This window comes from Rhodococcus sp. (in: high G+C Gram-positive bacteria), assembly GCF_049286785.1.
Taxonomy (GTDB): Bacteria; Actinomycetota; Actinomycetes; order Mycobacteriales; family Mycobacteriaceae; genus Rhodococcus_F.
Window position 1 is genome coordinate 1 of sequence record NZ_JBAQEO010000808.1, and the last position, 4,281, is coordinate 4,281.

A 4,281-nucleotide genomic window follows, 5' to 3' on the forward strand; every position below is an offset into this window, starting at 1 on the left:
GTTCCTTTGAGGGTGTGCCGTTGGCTGCGGCGAGTTCATTCGAGTCGAGACCACGGGACACGAAGTTCCGGCCTTCGTAACCGAGAGTGTCCCAGGGAGCGGACGATTCGGGATTTCCGGACCTCTCGGGGGCGAGGGGCTGTTCCGCGCCATCCCGAGTGGTCGAGTTCTGCAGGCTGAATGCGTAGTTGGTGGCGGCGTAGATCCCACGCAGCAGGACGCCGTCGACGAGGAGGAAGAACAGCACCGTCACGAACAGAATCCCCACGGTGGTGGCCGTGGGGATCGCGAGGTGCCACCGGCGGATCAGGCGGGCCGCGATCCACCGCACCAGGTCACGCAACAGCCGCCACTCCGCGACGATGACGCCCGCGACGAACACGCTGAGAGCACCGGTCCGGATGTAGCCGGAGGTGCTGGTGCCCTCGGCCCCCGTCAATGCCGCCAGTTCCCGCTGCCACGACGCGGCGAACGCCAACATCACGAGCGACGCGGCGAGGCAGGTGATCGTGACACACACCTTCAGTCCGGTGGGCCACGGTTCCGGCAACGGCCACCACCACCGATTCCGCAGGAAGTAACGGTGAACCGCCCAGCCCAGCGTTGTTCCGACCGCATAGCCGATGGCGGCGTTGATACCGCCGATCAACCCCTGGAAGAGCCAGTCACGCGGGAGCAGCGACGGCGTGAGGGACCAGCAGAAGAACACCGTGGCACACAAGAGTCCGGTGAAGTCGAGCCTCAGGAAACGCCAGACGCGATCGAGTCGGGGACCGTGGAGAAGTGCAGTACCTACCTGCCGCGGAGGCTCCCGCGGCCCGGTGTCAACCTCCTCCAGAGCCCCCGATTTGACCATTCATCATCCGAACAGTGCCGGGAGCGTTCCCTCGTACGCCGCGCGCAGATCCGCCAGCGTGACCGCGAACTGTCCCTGGACCTCGACGGAATCGGAACCCTCATCGACCACGCCGATCCGCACCCACGGCAGACCACGCGCACTGCACATCCCGGTGAAGCGGGACTCCTCGGTCCGCGGCACCGCGACGAGAACACGACCCGCCGACTCCGAGAACAGGGCGACGAACGGGTCGGCGTCCTCGGGAAGCAAGATGCGGCAGCCTGTCTCCCCCGCCAGTGCGGCCTCGACGACCGCCTGCGCAAGCCCACCTTCGGAGAGGTCGTGCGCCGCGGAGACCAGCCCGTCCCGCGACCCGGCGAGGAGGATGTCGGCCAGCAACTGCTCCCGGTCGAGGTCGACGTTCGGCGGCACACCACCAAGGTGAGCGTGCTCGACCTGCGCCCAGATGGATCCGTCGAATTCGTCCCGGGTGTCGCCCAGCAGGATCAGCGTTTCACCGGGCTCGAGCCCGAAGCTTGCAGGGATACGCCGGTGCACGTCGTCGATGACGCCGAGGACCGCCACCACCGGAGTGGGAAGGATCGGGGTGGATCCGGTCTGGTTGTAGAAACTCACGTTGCCACCGGTGACGGGGATGCCGAGCTTGGCGCAGCCGTCCGCGAGACCACGCACGGCCTGCTGGAACTGCCACATCACCGCCGGATCTTCGGGGGAACCGAAGTTGAGGCAGTTGCTGACGGCCTTGGGAGTGGCGCCGGTGACCGCGACGTTGCGGAATGCCTCCGCGAGGGCGAGCTGAGCACCGGCGTACGGGTCGAGAACGGTGTAGCGACCCGAAGCGTCGGTGGCGAGGGCGATTCCGCGTCCGGTCTTCTCGTCGACGCGGATCACACCGGAGTCTGCGTTCTCGGCGAGCACCGTGTTGCCGCGCACGTAGCGGTCGTACTGCTCGGTGATCCACTTGCGGCTGCACAGCGCAGGCGAGGAGATCATCCTCAGCAGCGTCGCCCGCAGCTCGTCGGCGGACTCGGGACGCTTCAGTCCGGCGGTGGTGTTCGCGATCAAGGCGTCCTGACTCGCGGGACGCTGGACGGGACGCTCATACACGGGACCCTCGAGCGCGACGGTGCGCGGCGGCACGTCGACGACGGTTTCACCGTGCCAGGAGATGGTGAGTCGATCTCCGTCAGTGACCTCACCGATGACGGTCGCGAGCACATCCCACTTCTTGCAGACCGCCATGAACGCGTCGACGTTCTCCGGCGTGACGACGGCGCACATGCGTTCCTGCGACTCACTGGACAGCACCTCCGCCGCGGTCATCCCGGTGGCGCGCACCGGCACCTTCTCGAGGTCGACGTGCATGCCGCCGTCGCCGGCCGCGGCCAGCTCGGACGTGGCGCAGGACAGGCCCGCACCGCCGAGGTCCTGGATACCGACCACCAGCTTGGCTGCGTACAGTTCGAGGCAGCACTCGATCAGCACCTTCTCGGTGAACGGGTCGCCCACCTGCACGGCAGGCAGCTTCTTCCGGCCCTTGGATGCTCCACTTCCAGCTTCGTGCTCGTCGGTGTCGTCGAAGGTCTCGGATGCCAGAACCGAGACGCCGCCGATGCCGTCGAGGCCGGTGCGCGCACCGAAGAGAACGATCTTGTTTCCGGCACCGGACGCGAACGCCAGATGCAGATCCTCCACCCGCATGGCCCCGGCGCAGAGCGCATTGACCAGGGGGTTACCGGCGTAGGACTCGTCGAAGACGGTCTCGCCGCCCACATTCGGCAGGCCGAGGGAGTTGCCGTAACCGCCCACGCCGCGCACCACACCGTCGACGACGCGTCGGGTGTCGGGGGCGTCGGCCGCACCGAAACGCAGCTGATCCATCACCGCGATGGGCCGGGCACCCATGGCCATGATGTCGCGGACGATGCCGCCCACCCCGGTGGCCGCACCCTGATAGGGCTCGACGTAGGACGGGTGGTTGTGGCTCTCCACCTTGAAGGTGACTGCCCACCCGTCACCGATGTCGACGACGCCGGCGTTCTCGCCGATGCCCGCGAGCATCGACGACCGCATCTCGTCGGTGGTGGTCTCGCCGAAGTACCTGAGGTGCACCTTCGAGGACTTGTAAGAGCAGTGCTCGCTCCACATCACCGAGTACATCGCGAGCTCGGCCTCGGTGGGTCGGCGGCCCAGGATCTCCTTGATGCGGGCGTACTCGTCGTCCTTGAGGCCCAGCTCCTTGAAGGGCTGCGGGACATCAGGATTCGCGGCTGCGGCGGTGACGGTATCGACCGGGTGTACTGACACTGGAGGTGGGGTCCCTTCCCTACGGGAGTCAAGAGAGCAAGCCGGAGCCACGGCCGGCGGGCTAGCCGGGTGGCGCCATGCCGTACGCCAGTCTATCCGGCAGCCATCGACCGTACCGACCTGGCGTTCGCCGCCCCCTTCCTGTCACTCCGCCGGAGTGAGGAACGCCGACAATGCGTCGGAGTACGCGCGCACGTCCCGCGCCCCCATCAACTCCCGCGACGAATGCATCCCCAGCTGCGCCGCGCCGACGTCGACCGTGCTCAGCCCCGTCCTCGACGCGGTGATCGGACCGATGGTGGACCCGCACGGCAGGTCGGCACGGTGCACGTACCTCTGCAACGGCACGCCCGCCTGATCACAGGCCAGGGCGAACGCTCCCGCCCCGGCCGCGTCGGTGGCGTATCGCAGGTTCTGGTTGACCTTGAGGACCGGTCCCGCGTTGACGGCGATCTGATGAGCCGGTTCGTGCCGATCCGGGTAGTTGGGGTGGGTGGCGTGGGCCATGTCACCGGACGCGCACACTGACCCGGCCATGGTCTGCAGGAACTCCTCACGCCCGCCGCCGCGCCCGAGCACGATCCTCTCGAGGACGGTGTTGAGCAGATCCGAGAAGGCCCCGCGATCCGACATGCTGCCCACCTCCTCATGGTCGAACAGGGCGAGCACCGGCACGTGAACACCCGGATGCTCGGCCGCGGCCAGCAGCGCCTGCGTACCCGCGTAGCAGGTGCCCTGATTATCGAGCCGGGGTGCGCTGACGAGATCCTGCTCGATGCCGACCAGGGTGCTCGGCGCGAGGTCGTGCGTCATCAGTTCCCAGCCCAGCACCGAGTCCACCGACACGTCTGTTCGCTCGGCGACGAAATCGATGAACGGCCGCCGTTCGGAGCCGACACCCCACACCGCGTTGAGATGACGCTGCGGATCGAGCTGCACTCCCTTGCGATCCTCCGAAAGATGGATCGCCAGCTGCGGAACCCGCAGGATGGGCTCGTCGATCCGGACCAGCTTCTGCTCCACCGTGTTGCCCACTCGCACACTCAACCGACCCGAGATACCCAGGTCCCGGTCGAGCCACGAATTGAGCCACGCACCGCCGTATGGTTCGAGGC

At 67.3% G+C, this 4,281-nt stretch carries 3 protein-coding genes; all 3 read right to left on the bottom strand.

Features of this window, described 5'->3' with window-relative positions:
• On the bottom strand, positions 1-856 hold an 856-nt coding region (locus tag WAW17_RS29125), incomplete at its 3' end, for an alpha/beta-hydrolase N-terminal domain-containing protein (RefSeq protein ID WP_422336328.1).
• A 3-nt stretch (positions 857-859) separates the two neighbouring features.
• Complete coding sequence (gene purL / locus WAW17_RS29130; RefSeq protein WP_422336329.1) at positions 860-3,166, bottom strand: phosphoribosylformylglycinamidine synthase subunit PurL; 2,307 nt, start codon at positions 3,164-3,166, stop codon at positions 860-862.
• A gap of 144 nt (positions 3,167-3,310) precedes the next feature.
• Positions 3,311-4,281 (bottom strand): M18 family aminopeptidase (locus WAW17_RS29135; protein ID WP_422336330.1); only part of this gene is annotated, 971 nt, incomplete at its 5' end.